Raw genomic sequence first — 20,688 nt, 5'->3', positions numbered from 1 at the left:
CGCTCAGAGCACCCGCTCGATGAAGCGCATCAGGGCCAGGTTGGCGACATGCAGTGGCAGGGGCAGCGGCCGGCGCACATACATCAGCAGCACCGCGCGGTGGTGCGGCGTGTCGTTCCAGACCTCGTGCTCGAAGGTGTCGTCGAACACGATCATGCGGCCCAGGTCCCACGACACGGTGGTGTCGCCCACGCGCAGCTTGCAATGATCGCGGTCGTCAGGCACGCGCAGGCCGAGGTGGCAGTCGACCAGTCCGGCATAGGGCCCGTGGTGCGCCGGCAGCCGCTTGCCCGGCGCCAGGATCGAGAACATCGCGTGCTCGAGGCCGGGCACCCGTTCGAGCAGGCGCCGCGTGGTCGGGCAGCGGCGGCAGTTGTCTTCCTCCCATTCACCGGCGCCGCGGCAGAAGACGAAGGCCTTCCACTTGTCGTCGGTGGACAGGAACTCCTGGCCGGCATAGGCCTTGTGCGTGTCGGGCACGTCGGCCAGCCGGGCCAGCACGGCATCGAGCTCGTCGCGGATCTCGGTCCAGTGCGCCTCAAGCTCGGCCACCCAGGGCAGTTCGTCGCAGGGATAGAACTCCACCGCCCCCAGCCGGGTGCGGCGCACCGCGCGGTTGAACGGTGGAATGAGCTTCAGCCCCAGCTTCAGCAAAGGCTGGCGGACGGCATTCGGCAAGGCCTTGATGCGGCGGGGGCTGACGTCGATGTCCATGGAGAAATGCGCTCCGAAGGTACGCGTCCAGTATCGCCCAACGCCCCTTTTCAGACGCCTGCGTGGACCCCCTACCTTGGGGTCGGGGCCGACCCGGTCCGGTGCCTGCCGGGCAGGAGGCGATGCCATAGTATTGCTTCACAAAAGGCCGCCCGCCCGCATGGACCGACTTCAGATGTTTCGCGAAGAGCCTGCGTTACTGGACGTCTGCGTCAGTGAACGTTCGGACGCGTCCGGGCATCGTGTCGGCGTCGTGCATGTCGTGGTGCGCGGGCCGTGGCAGCCCGACGCGCTGCTGCAGCGGCTGCGCCAGGCCTGGGGCAGCCGCTTCGACGAGATCGTGGTGGACCGTGTCGATCACCTGCCGCGTGACGCGGGCGGTCAGGTGGATGCCCAGGCGCTGCGCGCGCTGCCGCTGCCCGACGACACGGCCGGCCGTGCGGCCGAGGCCGCGCTGGCGCGGCAGCCCGGCGTGCGTGCGGCGGTGGCGCTCGGGCCGGTGTGCGAGCCGCCCTCGCCACTGCATCTGGCCGATCTGCTGCCCGGCTGGCAGCGCCCGCCGCTGAGCCTGCCCGGCACGGGTGCTGCCGCGGCCGCCGCGGCGGTGGCGCAGGAGGGCGCCGGGCCGCTGGCGCTGGCCGATGGCGGGCCGCTCGATGCGCCGCCCGATACACCGTGGACGCTGCCGGCCCTGCTGGCCGCGGCGGCCGAAATCCGCAGCGGCCCGGGGCTGGTGTGCATCGACGCCGATGGCATCGAGTCCACGCGCAGCTATGCCGAGCTTCTGGCCGATGCGCGGCGCGTGGCCGGTGGCCTGCTGGCGGCCGGGCTGCGTGTAGGCGATGCCGTGCTGCTGCATGTGCGGCACAACCGCGAGTTCTTCGATGCCTTCTGGGGCTGCCTGGTGGCCGGTGTGGTGCCGGTGCCCACGCCGGTGGCGGTGTCGTACACCGACCTGGGCGCCAACGTGCGCCGCCTGGCCGACGCCCATGCACTGCTCGGCGGCGCGACGGTGCTGGCCGGCAGCGGCGAGGCCGCCGCCGTGGCGCAGGCGCTCGGGCGCGCCGGCGTGGCCGCGCCGCGCGTGCTGGAGGTGGCGGACCTGGCAGCGGCGGCGCCCGCCGCGGTGGCCCGCCCGGCGCGCGACGACATCGCGCTGATGATGCTCACCTCCGGCAGCACCGGCCGGCCCAAGGGCGTGCCGCTGCGCCATCGCAACCTCATCGCGCGCGGGCTGGGTTCGGTGCGCGTCAACGGCCTGGGGCCGCACACGGTGTCGGTCAACTGGATGCCGCTCGACCATGTCGGCGGTCTGGTGCTGATGCACCTGCGCGACGTGGGCGCGGCCTGCCTGCAGGTGCATGCCGCCACCGAGACGGTGGGCGCTGATCCACTGGTCTGGCTCGACCTGATGAGTCGCTTCGGCGCCACCGCCACCTTCGCCCCCAACTTCGCCTACGGGCTGGTCAACGGCCAGGCCGCGCGCATGGCCGGCCGGCACTGGGACCTGTCGGCGCTGCGCATGATGACCAACGGTGGCGAGGCCGTGGTGGCCGCCACGGCGCGCCGCTTCCTGACGCTGCTGGCCCCGCACGGCCTGCGGCCGTCGGCGATGGTGCCGGCCTGGGGCATGTCGGAGATCTCGTCGGGCGTGGCCTACTGGCCGGCCCTGACGCCCGACAGCGTGAGCGACGCCGACCCCTGCGTGCCGGTGGGCCCGCCGCTGCCCGGCGTGCGGTTGCGCATCGTCGATGAGCAGGGCCGGCTGCTGCGCGAGGGCCAGGTGGGCTCGCTGCAGGTGGCTGGGGAGACCGTGTTCCCCGGCTACCACGGCAACCAGCCGCCGCGCGACGAGGTGTTCACGCCCGATGGCTGGTTCCGCACCGGTGACCTGGCGCGCATCGACGCCGGCGTGCTCACGATCACCGGCCGCGAGAAGGACGTGATCATCGTCAACGGCGCCAACTACCCCGGCGCCGCAATCGAGGCCGCGGTGGAGGACACCGGCCTGGTCGAGCGCTCGTTTACGGCGGCCTGTGCGGTCGGCGATCCGCGGGCCGATGGCGGCGAGGGACTGGCCGTGTTCTTCGTGCCGGCGGCCGACGACGACGCCACGCTGGCCGCCGCGCTGCGCGCGGTGCGCGAGCGCACGCTGGCCGATTTCGGCCTGGTGCCGGCCGTGCGCGTGCCGCTGTCGCGCGCCGACGTCCCCAAGACCTCGCTGGGCAAGATCCAGCGCCGCGCGTTGCAGCAGGCCCTGGCCGAGGGCCGCTTCGAGGCCGCGCTGCGCCGCGTGGACCGCCTCAGCGCGTCGGAACACACGCTGCCGCCATGGTTCATGCGCCGCAGCTGGCGGCTGCGGCCGGGGGACGAGGCCACGGCGCCGATCGCGGCGCCGGTGGCGCTGATCGGCGCTGCCGGTCCGCTGGCCGACGCCCTGGCTGCCGCGCTGGCCGCGCACGGTGCCGTGGTGTCCCGGCAGCCCGGCGACGACCTCGCCGCGGCCTTCATGGCGCTGGCGCCCGATGCGCGGCGCCGGCTCGAACTCGTCGTGCTGGCGCCACCCGGTGTGGCGGATGCCTCGCCAGCGCGGCGGGCCGCGGCCCAGGGCGCGCGCCTGGCGCGGCTGATGGCGGCGCTGCACCGCCATGGCGGCGAGGTGGGCCTGAGCTGGGTGGGCGCCTGCGGCGAGCACGTGGCCGACGGCGATGCGCCCGATGCCGCGCAGGCCGATCAGGCGGCCCTGGTGGGCCTGCTGCAGTCGGCCGCGCGCGAGCAGCCGGCGCTGACGCTGCGCTGCCTGGACGTGTCGCGCCTGCCCGCCACCGAGGCCGCGGCGGCCGTGGCTGCCGAAATCGCCGCCGGGCTGCCGGCCGAGGAGGTGGCCTGGTGCGGCGGCCGCCGTGTGCCGGTGCTGGCGCCGTGGGTGCCCGTGCCGCAGGCGGCTGCGCGGCCGCTGCTGCGCCGGCAGGGGCGCTATGTGGTGGCCGGCGGTGCCGGCGGCGCCGGGCGGCTGCTGTGCGAGATGCTGGTCACGCGCTGGCAGGCCCAGGTGCTGGTGGTCGGGCGCAGCGGCCGGGCGCCGGCCGGGTGCGACGCGGCGGTGGCCGACGTGGCCGACGCCGGCGCGCTGGCGTCGGCACTGGCGTCCTGGCTGGCCGGTGGTGCACCCGATGCGGTGTTCCATCTCGCGGCCGAGGTGTCCGAGTGCGCCGTGGCCGACGAGACCGAGGCGACGCTGCACGCGCGCCTGGCCGCCCGGATCGACGGTGCGCTGAACCTGCGGGCGCTGGCCCGCGCCCACGGCGCCCCGCTGGTGCTGTACTCGTCCATCGTGGGCCTGGGAGGCGGCGCGCAGTTCGGCGCCTACGCGGCGGCCAGCCGTGCCATCGACGCGCTGGCCGCGCCCGATGTGCGGGTGATCGGCTGGAGTGCCTGGCGCGACACCGGCCTGAACCAGCGTTACGGCGCCGCCGAGCCGCTGCGCGCGATGGGCGGTCTCGAGATCGCCCCCGAGCAGGGCCTGCTGAGCCTGCAGGCGCTGCTGGCGGCCGAGCCCGCGGCCTGCCTGGTGGGGCTGGACCCGCAGGCCGCGCCAATCGCTGCGCGCCGCGACGATGCGCCCACCCCGCGCCGGCTGCGCGTGGTGGCCGAGACCGACGCTGCATGGCTGCCCGCGCCCGCGCCGGTGGCCGACCGATTCGGCACCCCGCTGGCGCTGCAGGTGCAGGTGCTGGACGCGCTGCCGCGCACGGCCGAGGGGGCGCCCGATGTCGCGGCGCTGGCAGCTCTGGTCGGCCAGGGCCAGGGCTTCAACGCGCCGACGCGGCCCACCGAGATCGAGGTGGCCGCGATCTGGCGCCGCGTGCTGGGCGTCGACGCCATCGCCGTCGACGCGAGCTTCTTCGACCTGGGCGGCCAGTCGCTGCTGGCCACGCAGTTGCTGCACGCGATCGCCCAGCGCTTCGGTGTGCGCTGGAGCCTGCGCGATGTGTTCATCGCCACCACCGTGGCGCAGCAGGCCGAGCGCATCGACAGCGCCCGTGCAGCGGCGCCAGCCGCCGCCATCCCCACGCCGGCGCCGGCGCAGGCGCAGGCGCAGGCCGAGGCACCGGACCCGGCCGCGGCGGCGCAGCGCCCGGCCGCGCGCGTGCTGCCCATCGGTTCGGGCCAGCAGCGCCTGTGGTTCATCGACCGGCTGCTGCCGCACAACCCGGCCTACCACGTCACCTGCTCGGTCAGCTTCGACGCGCCACCGCCACTGGCGCAGATCCAGGCCATCGTCGACACGCTGGTGGCCCGGCACGACAGCCTGCGCACCCGGCTGCCGCTGCTGGAAGGCGAGCCGGTGCAGTGCATCGAGCCCGCGCTGGCGGTGCCGGTGCGCGAGGCGACTGTGGCCGATGCGGCGGCGCTGGCCCAGGCCGAGCAGGACGAGGTGCGCGCAGCGTTCCAGCTGGCCACCGGGCCGCTGGTGCGCGCCTGCCTGTGGCGCCTGCCCGACGGCCGTGCGCGGCTGCAGCTGTCGATGCACCATGCCATCGCCGATGGCTGGTCGTTGCAGGTGCTGTTCGGCGAGATCCAGGCGCTGCTGCGCGGCCAGGCGCTGCCGGCCGCGGTGGCGCAATACCCCGAATTCGCCCAGTGGCAGCGCCAGCGCCTGGCCTCCGGCGCGCTGGAGGCCCAGGCGGTGTTCTGGCAGCGCCGGCTCGAGGGCAACCTCGACGGCATGGTGCTGCCCGCCGATCGTCCGCGTCGCAGCCAGCCCTCGCGCCGGGGCGGTCGCTGTGTGGTGCCGGTGCCGGCCGCGCTGTCGCGCCGGCTCAAGACCCTGGCACGCGAGCGGGGCGTGACGCCCTTCGTGGCCCTGCTGTCCGCGTTCAAGGCGCTGATGGCCTGGACGACCCAGCAGGACGACATCGTCGTCGGCAGCGTGGTCGCCAACCGCCACGACGAGCGCCATGCCGGCCTGGTGGGCTTTGCGGTCAACATGCTCACGCTGCGCACCGACCTGGGCGGCGATCCGCGCTTCACCGAGGTGCTGCAGCGCGTGCACCGCGTGCTGCTCGACGCCCACGCCAACCAGGAGATCCCGTTCGAGACCCTGGTCGACCGCCTGCAGCCGCCGCGCGATCCGGGCCGCGCGCCGCTGTTCCAGGTGGCCTTCGACATGCGCGATCCGGCCATCACCCGCAGCCAGACGCCCGGCGTCCGCTTTGCGGTGATGCGGCCCGACCTGGGCGCCTGCCAGTACGACCTGCACCTCACCTTCGACGACACCGACGACGGCTTCGTCGGCTTCTGGATGTTCGACGCCGAGCTGTTCCTGCCCGAGACGGTGCAGCGCCTGGCGGCCAACTTCGAGGCCCTGGTCGAAGGCGTGGTGGCCGATCCCGAGGCGCGGCTGGCCGCACTGCCGCTGCCCTGCGCCGCCGAGCGGGCGCTGCTCGACGCCTGGAACGACACCGCCCGACCCTACCCGCGCGACCGCACCGTGCATGCGCTGTTCGCCGAGCAGGCGGCGCGCACGCCCGATGCACCCGCCGTCGCGCAGGGCGACGAGGTGCTGAGCTACCGTGCCCTGGAGGCCCGCGCCAACCGGCTGGCGCACACGCTGCGCGCCGCCGGCGTCACGGCCGGGGTGCCGGTGGGCCTGGCGCTGCCGCGCACGCCGGCCCTGGTGGTGGCCATGCTGGCCATCCTGAAGGCCGGCGGCGCCTACCTGCCGCTGGACACCGACTATCCCGCCGAGCGCCTGGCCTTCATGCTGCGCGACACCGCTGCACCGCTGGTGCTGGCCGATGCCGGCACCGCGCCGCGCCTGCCGGCCTTTGCCGGGCGTGTGCTGCGCGTCGACGAACAGGCCCTGGACGACGCGGGTGCCGACACCGCGCCGCCGGCCGAGGTGGCCCAGGCCACCGACCTGGCCTATGTGATCTACACCTCGGGCTCCACCGGCGTGCCCAAGGGCGTGGAGGTGCTGCACCGCTCGATCGCGCGCCTTGTCTGCAACACCGACTACGTGCGCTTCGGGCCCGATGACCGCGTGGCCCAGGTCTCGGTGGTGTCCTTCGATGCCGCCACCTTCGAGTTCTGGGGCGCGCTGCTGCACGGCGGCTGCCTGGTGATCGCCGAGCGCGAGACCACGCTGGCGCCGGCCGCGCTGGCCCGCTTCCTGTCCGAGCAGCGCATCAGCGTGATGTTCCTCACCGCCGCGCTGTTCGACCGCGTGGCCCGCGACCAGCCGCGCGCCTTCGGCGGCATGCGCTACTTGGTCTACGGCGGTGCGGCGGCTTCGGTGGACGCGCTGCGCGCGGTGCTCGATTCCGGCGCGCCGCCGGCCCACCTGGTCAACGGCTACGGCCCCACCGAGGTGACCACCTTCGCGGTCACGCACGAGGTGCGCGGCATCGAGCCCGGTGCCAGCACGGTGCCCATCGGCCGGCCGATCGCCAACACCAGCGCCCATGTCGTCGGCCGCCACGGCGAGCGCCTGCCCATCGGCGTGTGTGGCGAGCTGCTGCTGGGCGGCGATGGCGTGGCGCGTGGCTACCGCGGCCGGCCATCGCTCACCGCCGAGCGCTTCGTGCCCGACCCGTTCTCGCCTGCGCCGGGCGCGCGGCTGTACCGCACCGGCGATGTGGTGCGCCGGCGTGCCGACGGCCTGATCGACTACCTGGGCCGCAACGACCAGCAGATCAAGCTGCGCGGCTTCCGCATCGAGCTGGGCGAGGTCGAGGCCGCGCTGTGTGCGATCGACGGCGTGCGCGAGGCCGTGGTCACGGTGCGCGCCGCGGCCGACGGCGACCGCACGCTGGCCGCCTATGTGACGCCCGCCGACCCGGCCGCGCCGCCGGCGGCCGATGCGCTGCGCCGCCGCCTGGCCGAGACGCTGCCGTCCTACATGCTGCCCACCGACCTGCTGCTGCTGCCGGCGCTGCCCTTGTCGCCCAACGGCAAGGTCGACCGCGCGCGGCTGCCCGATCCCGCCGCGCTGGCCGCGCCGGCGCCGGCCGGTGACCTGCCGCAGGGCGAGCTGGAACGCGTCATCGCCGGCATCTGGCGGCAGGTGCTCGAGCGCGCGCAGTTCGACCGCCGCACCAACTTCTTCGATGCCGGCGGCCATTCGCTGAAGCTGGCCCAGATGCACGGGCTGCTGGCGGCCCGCCTGGGCCGCGAGATCGCCATCGTCGACCTGTTCCGTCACCCGACGATCGCGGCGCTGGCCGCGCACCTGTCGCGCACGGCCGATGCCGACGCGCCCGAGACCACCGGATGACCGAACCCACCGCGCCGAAGGACGCCGCCGCGCACAAGGATGCTGCCGCGCAGAAGGTCGAGCTGCTGCGCCGCCTGGTCGCCGAGGGCAAGATCGCGCCGTCCGACCTGCCGATCCCGCCGCGCGCCGCGGCGGTGGCCGAACTGCCGCTGTCCTTCGCGCAGGAGGACGTCTGGCTGGTCGACCGCATCGAGCCGGGCAGCGTGGCCTACAACCTGGCCGTGCCGCCGCTGTGGCTGGAGGGCCCGCTGGATGCGGCCGCGCTGGCCGCGGCCTTCGACGCAGTGGTGCGCCGCCACGAGGCGCTGCGCACCACGGTGCGCACCGGTGACGACGGCGAGCCCCGCCAGGTGGTGGCCGACGAACTGGCCGTGCCTTTCGAGACCGAGACGCTGACGGTGGACGCCGCGGTGCGCGAGGCGGCGGTGCGCGAGGCCATGCGCCGCGAGGTCGAGAAGCCTTTCGATCTGGCGTGCGGGCCGCTGTTGCGCGCACGCCTGCTGGTGCTGGGCCCCGAGCTGCATGCGCTGCTGCTGACGATGCACCACATCGTCTTCGACGAACGCTCGATGGGCATCGTGCTGGGCGAACTGGGTACCCTGTATGGCGTGCTGCGCCGTGGCGAGCCCGCGCCGCTGCCGCCGCAGCGCCTGCACTATGCCGACTTTGCGCTGATGCAGCGGCGCTGGTTCAAGGGCCCGGCCTTCGAGCGCCAGATCGCCTACTGGCGCGAGCGCCTGCAGGGCGCCGAGGAACTGCGCCTGCCGCTCGAGCGCGCGCGCGCGGCGGGCCAGCCCGACCGCACGCTGCGCGACTCGGTGCAGCTGTCGCCCGAGCTCAGCGAGGCGCTGCGGGCGCTGGGGCGGCGCGAGGGCGTGACGCCCTTTGCGCTGATGCAGGCGGCCTTCGGTGCGCTGATGCATCGCTGGTGCGGGCAGGACGACGTGGTCATCGGTTCGCCGGTGACCACACGCACGCGGCCCGAGATGGCGGGCGTGGTGGGCTTCTTCGTCAACATGGTGGTGCTGCGCACCGACTTTGCCGGCCGGCCCTCGTTCCGTGAGGCGCTGGCCCGCGCGCGCGACACCACGCTGGCCGCGATGCAGCATGCGCAGGTGCCGTTCGACGCCGTGGTGCGCGCCACCGGCGTGCGCCGGCGCGGTGCGCTGAACCCGCTGTTCCAGGTGGCCTTCGCCTTCGAGAGCGGCCAGGCCGACGCGCTGGCCTTCGACGGCCTGCAGGCGCGGCTGCTGCGCTTCCATGCCGACGGCGGCAGCGGGGCTCTCGAGTCGGCCGTGGCGCGCTTCGATGTCGAGGCCTACGCCCGCGACGAGGCCGGCTGCCTGAGCCTGGAGCTGTCGGTCACCGAGCGGCTGGGCCGCGGGCCGCTGCGCCACCTGCTGCTGTCGTTCCGGCAGCTGGTGGCCGGCATCGTGGCCGAGCCCGACCGGCCGCTGGCCGAGCTGCCGCTGCTGGACGAGGCCATGCGCCGCCAGGTGCTGGACGACTGGAACCGCACCGGTACCGACTGGCCGCAGCACAGCGGCCTGGTGGCGCTGTTTGCCGCCCAGGTGGCCCGCGCGCCCGACGCCGTGGCGGTCGAGCATGGCGCGCAGCGCCTGAGCTATGCCGCGCTGGACGCGGCGGCCAACCGCCTGGCGCAGCGCCTGGCCGCGCGCGGCGTGGGGGCCGGCACCATGGTCGGCGTGGCGCTGCCGCGCTCGGTGGCGCTGGTCACGGCGCTGCTGGCCATCGTCAAGGCCGGCGCGGCCTATGTGCCGCTCGACCCCGACTACCCGGCCGACCGCCTGGCCTTCATGCTCGAGGACACCGCGGCCCCGGTGGTCGTCACCGACGCCGCGCTGGCCGGCCGCCTGCCGCCGGCCTGGGCCGGGCGCCTGCTGCGGCTGGAGGGCGACGCCGATGTGCCGCTGGCCGGTGCGCCGTTGGCCGAGCCACCGGGCCTGCCCGCGGCCGGCGACGACGCGTCCCGCCTGGCCTACGTGATCTACACCTCCGGCTCCACCGGCCGGCCCAAGGGCGTGATGGTCGAGCAGCGCTCGATCGTGCGCCTGGTGTGCGGCACCGACTATGTGCAGATCGGCCCTGGCCAGCGCGTGGCGCAGGTCTCGGTGGTGTCCTTCGACGCCGCCACCTTCGAGATCTGGGCGCCGCTGCTCAACGGCGGCACGGTGGTCGTGGTGCCGCGCGAAACCGTGCTGGCGCCCGACGACTTCAGCGCCTTCCTGGCCGGTGCCCGGCTCTCGGCGCTGTTCCTGACCACGGCGCTGTTCAACCAGATGTCGCGGCTGGCGCCGGCCGCGTTCCGGCCGGTGGGCGCCGTGCTGTTCGGTGGCGAGGCCTGCGATCCCGCGGCCATCCGCCGCGTGCTGGACGCCGGCCCGCCCGGTCGGCTGTTGCATGTCTACGGCCCGACCGAAGTCACCACCTTCGCCACCGCGCACGAGATCCTCGACGTGGCCGAAGGCGCCTTCACGGTGCCGATCGGCCGGCCGATCGCCAACACCCGCGCCGTGGTGCTCGACCCGCTGGGCCAGCCCCTGCCGATGGGCGTGGCCGGCGAGCTGTACCTGGGCGGGCCCGGTGTGGCGCGCGGCTACCTGAACCGCCCCGACGCCACCGCGCAGGCCTTCGTGCCCGATCCGTTCAGCCGCGAGCCCGGCGCGCGCCTGTACCGCACCGGCGACCAGGTGCGCCAGCGCGCGGGCGGTGCGATCGAGTTCGTCGGCCGCCGCGACCACCAGGTCAAGCTGCGGGGCTTCCGCATCGAGCTCGGCGAGGTCGAGACCGCGCTGCGCGCCGCTGCCGCGCTGAGCGACGTGCTGGCCATGGTGCGCGAGGACGAACCGGGCGACCGCCGCCTCGTCGCGTATGTGGTGCCGGCGGCCGGTGCCACGGTGACGGGCGAGGCGCTGCGTGCCGCCCTGCGCGAGCGTCTGCCCGCCCACGCCGTGCCGGCGGCCGTGGTGGTGCTGCCGCGCATGCCGCTGAACGCCAACGGCAAGATCGACCGCGGCGCGCTGCCGCCGCCGACTGCCCGCCCGACCGGCGGCGCCGACGGCACCGGCTCGGCGGCCATGGCTGCCGGGGCTGGTGCACCCGACGGTGCCGGCGCGGCGGTGCCGCCCAGTGCGCTGGAGGCCCGCATCGCCGGTGTCTATGCGCAGATGCTGGGGTTGGACGCGGTGGACCCGCGCGCCAACTTCTTCGAACTGGGCGGGCATTCGCTGCTGCTGGTGCGCACCCATGCCCGGCTGGTGGCCGCGCTGGGCATCGACTGCAAGGTGGTCGACCTGTTCTCCTACCCCACGGTGGCGTCGCTGGCGGCGCACCTGCAGGGCCAGGCGCAGGCGGCGCCTGCGGCTGACCCACTGGCCGCCGAGGCCCGCGCACGCCAGGCCCGCCGCCGCAGCGGCGTGGCGCCGCCGATCGCCATCGTGGCGATGGCCGGCCGCTTTCCGGGCGCGGCCGACGTGCAGACCTTCTGGGACCACCTGTGCGCCGGGCGCGAGGCGATCCGCTTCTTCAGTGCCGACGAGATGCGCGCCAGCGGTGTGCCCGAGTCGCTGATCGCCGATCCCGACCATGTGCCGGCCCGCGGCTGGCTGGCCGATGTCGACCAGTTCGACGCCGGCTTCTTCGGCTACTCGGCGCGCGAGGCCGAGGCCATCGATCCGCAGCAGCGCCTGCTGCTCGAATGCGCGCACGAGCTGCTCGACGCCGCCGGTATCGACCCCGAGCGCAGCCCGGCGGCGATCGGCGTGTTCGCCGGCGCCAGCCAGAACAGCTACCACGCCCACCTGCTGGCCTGCGGCGCCGAGCTGCCCGGTGGCCTGAGCCGCGTGCTGGCCGGCGGGCAGGACTTCCTGGCCACGCGCCTGTCGTACAAGCTGAACCTGCGCGGCCCCGCGCTGAACCTGCAGACCGCCTGCAGCACCTCGCTGGTGGCGGTGCACGCGGCCTGCCGCGCGCTGGCCGACCACGAGTGCGACGCGGCCATGGCCGGCGGCGTGTCGGTGACCGTGCCCACGCTGTCGGGCCATGTGTGGATGCCCGAGGGCATCGGCTCGCGCGACGGGCATTGCCGCGCCTTCGACGCCGACGCCGGTGGCACCGTGGGCGGCAACGGCGTGGCGCTGGTGATGCTCAAGCGCCTGGACGATGCGCTGGCCGACGGCGACCGCATCCACGCCGTGATCCGCGGCAGCGCGATCAACAACGACGGCGCGGCCAAGGTCGGCTACACGGCGCCCAGCGTCGAGGGCCAGGCCCGCGCGATCGCGCTGGCCCAGGCCGCCGCAGGGCTGACCCCCGACGAGGTGCAGGCCATCGAGGCCCACGGCACCGGCACCGCGCTGGGCGATCCGATCGAGATCGAGGCGCTGACGCGCGTCTTCGGCCCGCGGCCGCGGGCGGGCGAGCCCTGCTGGATCGGTGCGCTGAAAACCCATGTCGGCCATCTCGACGCCGCGGCCGGCGTGGCCGGGCTGATCAAGGCCGCGCTGCAGGTCGAGCATGGCCGCCTGGCGCCGACGCTGCATTTCCACGCGCCCAATCCGCGCATCGATTTCGCGCACTCGCCGTTCGCGGTGAACGCCACGCTGCGCGACTGGCAGCCGCCCGCGGGCACGCCGCGGCGCATCGGCGTCAGCAGCTTCGGCCTGGGCGGCACCAATGCGCATGTGGTGCTCGAGCAGGCGCCCGAGCGCCCGCCGGGTGGCGCCGCGCGCGACGTGCAGCTGCTGCCGCTGTCGGCGCGCAGCCCGGCCGCGCTGGAGCGGCTGGCGCAGGCCCTGGCGCAGCGTCTGGCCGCGCTGCCGGCCACGCCCGAGGCGCTGGCCGACGTGGCCTGGACGCTGCAGACCGGGCGGCGCGAGTTCGCGCACCGGCGCATCGTCGTGGCCCGCAGCGGCGCCGAGGCGGCGGCCCGGCTGGCGGCGGCGCCGGCAGAGCGCGCACCGGCCGGTCAGGCGGCCGCGGGCGGTCGGCGGGTGGTGTTCCTGTTCAGCGGCCAGGGCAGCCAGTACCCCGGCATGGGGGCCGGGCTGTACCGCGACGAGCCGGTGTTCCGCGACGCCGTCGACCGCTGCGCCGAGGCGCTGATGCCGCGCCTGGGCCTGGATCTGCGCACGCTGCTGTTCCCGGCCGATGCGGCGGCGCCTGCGGCGGCCGAGGCGCTGCAGCGCACCGAGATCGCACAGCCGGCGCTGTTCACCATCGGCTGGGCCACCGCGCAGTGGTGGCAGTCCGTGGGCGTGCGGCCGGCCGCCGTGCTGGGCCACAGCATCGGCGAATGGGTGGCGGCCTGCGTGGCCGGGGTGCTGTCGCTCGACGATGCGCTGTCGGCGGTGGCCGAACGGGGCCGGTTGATGGGCGCGATGGCGCCGGGCGCGATGCTCTCGGTGCCCCTGGCCGAGGCCGAACTGCTGCCGCTGCTGCCGGCCGACGTGGAACTGGCGGCCGAGAACGGTCCGGCGCTGTGCACCGTGGCCGGCCCGCAAGCCGCGATCGCGGCGCTCGAGGCCACGCTGGAGGCGCAGGGGCTGGCGCCGCGCCGGTTGCACACGTCCCATGCCTTCCACTCGGCGGCCATGACACCGGCGCTGGCGCCGTTCGCGCAGCATGTGGCCACGCTGTCGCTGCGCCCGCCGGCGCTGCCCTGCCTGTCCAACCTCGACGGCCAGCTGCTCGGCGAGCGCGCCACCGATCCGGCCTACTGGGCGCAGCAGCTGCGTGCGCCGGTGCGGTTCTCGCAGGCGCTGCAGACGCTGTTTGCCGACCCCGCCCACCTGCTGCTGGAGGTGGGCCCCGGCGGCACGCTGGCGGCGCTGGCGCGTGGCCATGCCGAGCGGCCGGCCGCGATGGCCCCCGTGGCCTCGCTGCGCCATCCCGGCGATGCCCGTGACGACCTGGCCGTGCTGCTCGAGGCCGCCGGCCGCCTGTGGCTGCAAGGCGTGCGCCCCGACTGGGCGGCCCTGCACCGGGGCGCGCGCCGCCTGAAGGTGGACTTGCCCGCCACGCCGCTGGAGCGCCGCCGCTACTGGATCGATGCCCGGCCTGGCGCTGTTGGCGCCGTCGGTGCCGCGCCGGGACAGGCTGCGGCACCCGCCTCCGTCGCCTCTTGCGCACCGCTGCCCGCAGGCCGCCTGGCGCAGCCGGCCGACTGGCTGTACCTGCCCTCCTGGCGCCGCACCGGTGTGGCGCCGGCGCAGGCGCTGGCCACGCGCTGGCTGCTGGTGGCAGCTGCCGGCGACGTCCGTGCCGGGGCGCTGGCCACGGCATTGCAGGCGCAGGGCGCACCGGTGCAGCAGGCCATGCCGTCCGATGTGGCGGCACTGGCGGCCTGGGTGGCCACCCACAGCGACGTCATTGACGGCAGCGATGACCGCCTGCCGTCCGTCGTGTGGCTGGGCACCACCGGTGCGGCCGGGGCCGATGAACGCGACGCGGGCTTCCATGCCGTGGCCGCCGCGCTGCGGGTGCTGGGTGCCAGCGGCCGTCCGGCGCGCCTGGCCTACATCGCCGAGCGCACGCTGGCCGTGCAGCCCGGCGAGGCCCTGGTGCCAGAGCGCTGCATGGCGCTGGCGCCGCTGAAGGTGGCGGCGATGGAGCACCCCGGCCTGGTCGCACGCGCCATCGACTGCGATGCGGCGACTCCTGCCGCGCGTCTGGCGGCCGATCTGCTGGCGCCTTGGGCCGACCCGGCCGTGGCCTGGCGCCGCGGCGCGCGCTGGGTGCAGGGCTTCGAGGCCCTGCCCACGCCGGCGCCTGCGCCGATGTCCGGCGCCCCCGGTGGCCTGGCCGACGGCGACACCGTGCTGATCACCGGTGGACTGGGCGGCGTGGGCCTGGCGCTGGCGGCGCACTGCGCGCGCCGGGCCCGGGTGCGCCTGGTGCTGGTGGGGCGCAGCGGCCTGCCGCCACGCGATGCCTGGGCCGAGGCAGTGGCCGCAGGCGGCGCCGCTGCCGCGCAGATCCGCGCCGTGCAGGCGCTCGAGGCCCAGGGCGCGGCGGTGCTGGTGTGCCGCGCCGACGTGGCCGACGCCGCGCAGATGGAGGCCGCGCTGGCCATCGCCCGCGCCCGCTTCGGCGCCATCGACGTGGTGGTGCATGCCGCGGGGGCCGACAAGCACGGCCGCGCGCTGGCCGATCTGGACGCCGCGCACTGCGCCGCTCAGTGGCGACCCAAGATCGATGGCCTGCGCGTGCTCGACGCGCTGCTGGCCGCCCAGCCACCGCGGCTGGCGCTGCTGCATTCGTCGCTGGCCGCCGTCACCGGCGTGGCCGGTTTCGCCAGCTATGTGGCGGCGCACCAGTACCTGGACGCAGTGGCCCTGTCGGGCGGCGGCGCACTGGGCTGGCGCAGCATCGGCTGGGACCACTGGGGCGCTGGCGAGGCGGCCCGCGACGCCCGCGCGATGCCCGTGGCCGCCGCCTGCGAGGCGCTCGACCGCGCACTGGGTTGCGACGAGGCCTGGTTGCTGGTGTCCACCGAGCCGCTGGACGCCCGCGTGCGGCGCTGGGCGCTGGCTGGCGGGTCGGCCGGGTCGATGGCCGCCGGGGCCGCGGGGCAGGACAGCGCGATGGCCGCGGTGGGCGCCGTGGATGCCGAGGGTGCCGAGGGTGCCGAAAAGGAGGCCCGCGACGGCCCCTCGCGCGGCCATCCGCGTCCGGCGCTGGCCACGGCCCATGTGGCGCCGCGCAGTGCGCTGGAGCGCACGCTGGCCGGCCTCTGGCAGCAGGTGCTGGGCATCGACGGCATCGGCGTCGACGACGATTTCTTCGAGCTGGGCGGCGACTCGGTGCTCAACCTGCAGATTGCCGGCCGGGCGCGCCAGGCCGGGCTGGCGATGTCGCCCAGGCTGGTGTTCGAGCACCCGACGATCGCCCGCCTGGCGGCGCAACTGGGCGATGTGCCCGGCGGGGGCGTGTCGGCGGGGGCCCCCGCCATGCTGCCGCACGCGCAGGCGCCGGCCGCCGCCGGCCCGTTGCCGCTGACGGCGATCCAGGCCTGGTTCCTCGGCCGCGGCCTGGCCCGGCCGCAGCACTTCAACCTGCCGCTGCTGCTGGAAATGCGCCAGCCCGTGACACCGGCCCGCCTGCTGGAGGCGCTGGCGGCCCTGGCCGCGCGCCACGAGGCCCTGCGCCTGCGCTTCGCGTGCACGGCCGGCGCCTGGCAGGCCGAGATCGCTGCCAGCGTGGTCACGCCGCCGCTGGCGCGCCACGACCTGTCGGCGCTGGACGCGGCGGCCCAGGACGCGCGCATCGACGCCGCGGGGCAGGCCCTGCAGGCGGGCCTCGACCTGGCGCAGGGCCCGCTGTGGTGCCTGGCCTGGTTCGATCTGGGGCCGGCCCGCACACCGCGCCTGCTGTTCGTGGCCCACCACCTGATCGTGGACATGATCGCCTGGCGCGTGCTGCTGGAAGACCTGCAGCTGCTGGTGCAGTGCCAGGCGCAGCGGCTGGCGCCGCCCGGCGTGTCGCTGCGGCACTGGGCCGAGCACCTGCACCGCTGGGCGGCCAGCCCGGCCGCAGCGGCCGAACTGCCGCACTGGCGCAGCCTGCGCGCCGCCGCGCCGCTGCCCTGCGATGACCGCGCGGGCGCGAACGACGTGGCCTCGGCGGCGCAGTGGGTGCAGACGCTGGACGCGGCCACCACGCGCGCGCTGGTGGCCGAGCTGCCGCGCACCGCGGGCGGTGCGCCGGTGCGCACCGACGACGCACTGCTGCTGGCCCTGGCCCAGGCCGTGTGCGGCTGGGCCGGTGGCGACGCCCTGCTGGTGGATGTGGAGGGCCATGGCCGCGATGCGCTGGAGGGTGTGCTCGACACCTCGCGCACCGTGGGCTGGTTCACCACCGTGCATCCGCTGCGCCTGGTGCTGCCGCCGGCCGGTGGCGCGGCCACGCGTTTGGCGGCGGTGCGCGCGCAGCGTGGCGCGGTGCCGCGCGACGGTGCCGGCTTCGGCGTGCTGCGCCACCTGTCACCCGATGCCGCTCTGCGCACCGAGCTGGCGGCGCTGCCGGCGCCCGAACTGTCCTTCCTGTACCTGGGCCAGTTCGACCAGGCCTTCGCCGGTGATGCGATGTTCGTGCCGGCGCTGGAGCCCTGTGGCGCCTTCCATGACCCCCACGGCGCGCGCCCGCACCTGATCGAGGTGAACGCGCTGATCACCCAGGGCCAGCTGCGCGTGTCCTGGGGCTACAGCCGCCACCGCCACCACGAGGCCACGGTGCGTGCGCTCGCCGACGCATTCGCGCAGGCGCTGCGTGCGCTGGTGACGCCGCCCGCCGGCCCGCGCTACAGCGGCGAAGGTTTCGCCGCCGGGGATCTGGCCGAGATCGCGCGGCAACTGGCCCAGAGCAAGGTGTCCGGATGAGCCTCGACGGCGTCGAAGACCTGTACGAGCTGACCCCGCTGCAGCAGGGCATGCTGTTCAACGGCCTGCTGGCGCCGGAGTCGCAGGCCTACACCATCGTCGTCGATGTGGGCGTCGCCGGTCCGCTGGACACCGCCACCGTGCAGACCGCCTGGCAGGAGGTGCTGGCGCGGCATGCGGCGCTGCGCACCAGCTTCCTGTGGGAGCGCATGGAACGGCCGGTGCAGGTGGTGCACCGCGCAGTCGATGCCGGCGTGACCTGGCACGACCTGGCCGGTCTGCCGCCCGAGGCGCAGGCGGCGCGCCAGCGCGAGATCGCCGCGGCCGAGAAGGCAAGCGGCTTCGACCTGCGGCGCGCGCCGCTGATCCGGCTGGCGGTGCTGGCGCTGGGCGGTGCGCGCTGGCGCTGCGTCTGGACCTTCCATCACATCGTGCTCGAAGGCTGGTCGGCAGCGCTGGTGATGGCCGACTTCTGGACCGCCTGCGAGGCGCTGGCCGCCGGCCGACCCGTGGCGCTGCCGCCAGGGCCGGCCTACGCCGACTACCTGCGCTGGCTGCGCCGGCAGGACCGCGACGCGGCCCAGGCCCATTGGCGCGAGGCCCTGGCCGGCCTGGCCGTGCCCACGCGGCTGCCCTATGACCGCGCCACCACCGGTGGCCCGCAGCCGGTGCAGCAGGTGGCGCAGACCCGGTTGTGCCTGTCGAGCCAGGCGCATGCGGCGCTCGCGGCCTTCGCCCGTGCACAGCGGGTCACGCTGAACACCGTGCTGCACGGCGCCTTTGCGCTGCTGCTGTCGCGCAGCGCCGGCGAGGACGATGTGCTGTTCGGCACCGTGGCCTCGGGCCGGCCAGCCGACCTGGACGGTGCGCACGGCATCGTCGGCCTGTTCGTCGCCACGCTGCCGGCGCGTGTGCGCTGCGCGCCCGACGAGCCGCTGCTGCCCTGGTTGCGCCGGCTGCAACTGGCGCTGGCCGCAATGCGCGAGCACGGCCACGTCTCGCTGGTCGACCTGCAGGCCTGGAGCGACGTGCCCGCCGGCCAGCCGCTGTTCGAGGCGGTGCTGGCCTTCGAGAACTGGCTCGACACCCCGCCGCCGGCCGGTGGCCTGCTGCAGGTGGCCGACCGCCAGGTGCACGAGACCAGCGACCAGCCGCTGACGCTGTTCGCCACCTTCGAGCCGACGCTGACGTTGACGCTGATGTACGACGTGGCGCGTTTCGACGCCGCACCGATGGCGCGCATGCTGGGCCAGCTGCGCACGCTGCTGGAGGGCTTCGTCGGTGCCAGCGAAGCCACGCTGCTGGCCCAGCTGCCGTGGCTCACGGCCGATGAACGGGCGGCCCTGCTGCACGCCGGCCAGGCCACCGCCACGGCCTACCCGCGTGACGCGTCCATCGCCACGCTGTTCCGCGCCCAGGCGCGGCAGCGGCCCGATGCCGTGGCGCTGCAGCACCTGGACCGGTGCATGACCTATGCCGAACTCGACGCGTCCAGCGACCGCATGGCCGCGGCGTTGCAGGCCGCCGGGGTCGGCCACGAGACGCCGGTGGCCCTGCTGTCCGAGCGCTGCTTCGAGCTGGTGGTGGCCATCCTGGGCATCCTGAAGGCCGGCGGCGCCTACGTGCCGCTGGACCCCGGTTCGCCGCCGGCCCGGTTGGCGGCCATGCTGGCCGATGCCCGCCCGGTCCTGGTGCTGGCGCAGCGCGCGCTGGCTGGCCGGCTGCCGGCCGGTGGCGCGCCGCTGCGCTGGCTGGACGACGCCGCGGCCTGGGCCGACGCGTCGCTGCCGGGGCCGTGCCCGGCGCAGGGCGGCAGCCTGGCCTACGTGATGTACACCTCGGGCTCCACCGGCGTGCCCAAGGGCGTGTGCATCGAGCAGCGCAGCGTGCTGCGCCTGGTGTGCGGCACGCAGTTCGCCCGCTTCGGGCCGGACGAGACCTGGCTGATGTTCGCGCCGGTGTCCTTCGACGCGTCCACGCTCGAGATCTGGGGCGCGCTGCTGCACGGCGCGCGCCTGGTGGTGGCGCCGCCGGGGCCGCAGTCGCTGGCCGAGCTGGGGGGGCTGATCCGCGACGGGGGCATCCGTGCGCTGTGGCTCACCGCGGCGCTGTTCAACCAGATGGTGGCCGAGCAACGGGACTGCCTGGCCGGCGTACGCCAGCTGCTGGCCGGCGGCGAGGCGCTGTCGGTGCCGCATGTGCAGCGCATGCTGGCGGTCATGGCGCCGGATGCGCGCGTGATCAACGGCTACGGCCCCACCGAGAACACCACCTTCACCTGCACCCATGCGCTGGCGCCTGGCAGCGCGCTGGGCGACTCGGTGCCGATCGGCCGGCCGATCGCCAACACCCGCGTGCTGGTGGCCGATGCACGGCGGCAGCCGGTGCCGGTGGGCGTGTGGGGCGAACTGCTGATCGGTGGCGACGGCCTGGCCAGGGGCTACCTGAACCAGCCCGCGCTGAGCGCGCAGGCCTTTGTCGACGATCCCGATGTGCCGGGTGCCCGGCTGTACCGCAGCGGCGACCGCGTGCGCTGGACCGACGCCGGCGTGATCGAGTTCGGCGGCCGCATTGACCGCCAGATCAAGCTGCTGGGCCATCGCATCGAGCCCGGCGAGATCGAGGCCGCGCTGCAGCGCCATGCCCAGGTGGGTGATGCGGTGGTGGGTGTCGTCGGCGAATCCGAGGCGCGCCGCCTGGTGGCCTGGGTGGCCGGCCGTGATGGGCAGCGGCCCGACGCCGCCGCGCTGCGCGAGCACCTGCGCGCGCTGCTGCCGGCACCGATGCTGCCGCAGCACCTGGTGGTGCTGGCGGCGCTGCCGCTCACGCCCAACGGCAAGGTCGACCGCGCGGCGCTGCCGCTGCCCGAGGCCGCACCGCGCGAGGCCGGCGCAACCCCGCGCAATGCGCGCGAGCAGCGCCTGGCGGCCTGCTGGGCCGAGGCCCTGGGCCGCGACGTGGTGGGCCTGGACGACAACTTCTTCGACCTGGGTGGCAACTCGCTGCTGGTGATGAAGGTGCACGGCCGGCTGCAGGCCGACGAGCCGGCGCTGAAGGTGGTCGACCTGTTCCGCCACCCCACCGTGCGCGCGCTGGCCGCGCACCTGGCGGCGCTGGCGCCGGCCGCTTGCGCCCCGGTGCCCTTGCCGCAGAACCCATCGGCGAGTGCGGCGCTGAATGCGCCCGTGAATGCCCCGGTGCCGGCCCCGGCGCCCACCGCGGCCCCCGATCCCCTGGCCGAGCGTGCGCGCAAGCGTCGCGAGGCGATGCGCCGTCCGGCGCGCTCCTGAGACCACG

At 75.4% G+C, this 20,688-nt stretch carries 4 protein-coding genes; 3 read left to right on the top strand and 1 reads right to left on the bottom strand.

The features are described from left to right. Nucleotides 1-3: 3 nt before the first annotated feature. Entirely contained in the window at nt 4-714 is a 711-nt protein-coding gene (locus AACH10_RS12870) for an aspartyl/asparaginyl beta-hydroxylase domain-containing protein (RefSeq protein WP_341410827.1), read from the bottom strand. A 253-nt stretch (nt 715-967) separates the two neighbouring features. On the opposite strand from AACH10_RS12870, the gene AACH10_RS12865 reads away from it, so the two are divergent. Genes AACH10_RS12865 through AACH10_RS12855 form a run of 3 tightly spaced genes read left to right on the top strand, consistent with a single transcriptional unit; the run spans nt 968 to nt 20,681 of the window. Further along, nucleotides 968-7,993 carry an amino acid adenylation domain-containing protein gene (locus tag AACH10_RS12865; RefSeq protein WP_341410826.1) on the top strand — a complete coding sequence of 2,342 codons (7,026 nt, stop codon included), beginning with the start codon at nt 968-970 and terminating at the stop codon, nt 7,991-7,993. After that, the gene (locus AACH10_RS12860) at nt 7,990-17,391 is read left to right on the top strand and encodes a hybrid non-ribosomal peptide synthetase/type I polyketide synthase (protein ID WP_341410825.1); all 9,402 of its coding nucleotides are present in this window, start codon (nt 7,990-7,992) and stop codon (nt 17,389-17,391) included. Before AACH10_RS12865 ends, AACH10_RS12860 begins: the two co-directional genes overlap by 4 nt. Further along, nucleotides 17,388-20,681 carry a non-ribosomal peptide synthetase gene (locus tag AACH10_RS12855; RefSeq protein ID WP_341410824.1) on the top strand — a complete coding sequence of 1,098 codons (3,294 nt, stop codon included), beginning with the start codon at nt 17,388-17,390 and terminating at the stop codon, nt 20,679-20,681. Before AACH10_RS12860 ends, AACH10_RS12855 begins: the two co-directional genes overlap by 4 nt. Nucleotides 20,682-20,688: the final 7 nt, after the last annotated feature.

Origin of the sequence: Pseudaquabacterium inlustre (assembly GCF_038066595.1) — a bacterium.
Taxonomy (GTDB): Bacteria; Pseudomonadota; Gammaproteobacteria; order Burkholderiales; family Burkholderiaceae_C; genus Pseudaquabacterium; species Pseudaquabacterium inlustre.
This window is presented reverse-complemented; position numbering and strand designations above follow the sequence as displayed.